The sequence below is a fragment of the Macrococcus lamae genome, from assembly GCF_004359545.1.
Classification (GTDB): Bacteria; Bacillota; Bacilli; order Staphylococcales; family Staphylococcaceae; genus Macrococcus; species Macrococcus lamae.
Map to the genome: position 1 here is coordinate 1 of NZ_SCWB01000034.1, position 1,451 is coordinate 1,451.

Here is a 1,451-nt window from a genome sequence, read left to right on the forward strand (position 1 = left end):
TCAGACTGTAGACAAACTCATTTTGAAAATGGGTTTGTCTTTTCTTTTTTTTCGAAAAATAAAAAATATCGATTTACAGGCGTAGTTATTGCTGGCTACTTCCTGGTCTGGAACTAGGAAGTACGCCATTTTCTTTAAATTCATACATGCGAAAATAAGCGTGGTCTCCATCGTAACTTTTTTGATTCCTCTGAATCGAGTCCAACGGAGTCCATGCTGTTCTTTTGCGTCTGCGAATCTTCTTTCTATCGTCTGACTTCTGAGACGATAGATTTCTTTGATTGTATCGACGAACCTAAGGTCTTCGGCAATATCCAGTTCGTCCTGCCAGATGTGCCTTGTGACGACTTTTGTGTGGTTCTGACTCTTTGTACACACATTAAGTAGTGGACATTCTCTGCACATTTGGGGATTAGACATGTATAATCGGTAGCCCTCCGCATCAGTTCTTCTATATTCCAGCAGCTGGTTATTCGGGCAGATATACACGTCATATACTTCATCATAAACAAACTCATTTTTATTCATTAAGTCCTTCGGACCTACAGGACGTTTATAAGGCATAGCTGGAAAAATATATTTTTCCAGTACATACTTAGCGTTGTGGGGGGTCTTATACCCGGCATCAACTGCTAGGTATCTGGGCAACAGGTCTTTAACCTCTAATCTATCTATCATTACAGGAAGTTGTGTACTGTCATGAATGTTACCGGGAGTTACATGTAGATCAACTACCCATCCGTTTTTATCGCAACAAACGTGTCCGCTATATGCAAACTGTTTCTCTCTTTCGCTTTTAACGTAATAGCCGGCTTCAGGATCTGTTGTGCTCACTTTGATGGTTTTAGTCTCTTTTTCTTCCTTTAGCTTTAGAGGCTTTTTTCCTTCGGCTTCTCTGATTTCGTTTATTTCCTTTTCGAGTTCATCCTGATAATGTTTCGCTGTCTTTTCAACTTCTATTTTTTCATATTTATTTTTATTAGGGTTGGCCTTTATATGAGTGGAATCAATGAAAAGAGAGGTGTGATCCACTAAGCCATTTTCTTTAGCTGTTTCCAGTATTCTTTCAAAGATTTCATTGAAAAGGTTGTTATCGTCAAACCGTCTAACATAGTTCTTACCGAAGGTAGAAAAATGAGGGACTTTATCCATCACGCCGAGACCAAGATACCATCTATAGGCAAAGTTTGATTCTACCTCTTTAATCGTCTGTCTCATTGATTTGATTCCGAATAGATGCTGTATCAAGACTATTTTGATCAGGATGACGGGATCGATGCTGGGTCTGCCATTGTCAAGGGAATATCTATCTTTAACCAGGTCATATACGAAAGACAGGTCGAAGACCTGGTCAACTTTTCGAAGTAAATGGTTCTGTGGCACAAGGTCTTCCAGACTGTACATTTCAAGTTGATTTCGTTTTTGTTTTGTAAACTCCTGATCGGACATTC

The 1,451-nt window shown here is 39.3% G+C and carries 1 protein-coding gene; it reads right to left on the bottom strand.

Annotated features, from left to right (window positions below; translation table 11 throughout):
• On the bottom strand, positions 1 to 1,449 hold the full coding sequence (locus ERX29_RS10730; RefSeq protein ID WP_133444675.1) for an IS1182 family transposase: 1,449 nt from the start codon (positions 1,447 to 1,449) through the stop codon (positions 1 to 3).
• Positions 1,450 to 1,451: the final 2 nt, after the last annotated feature.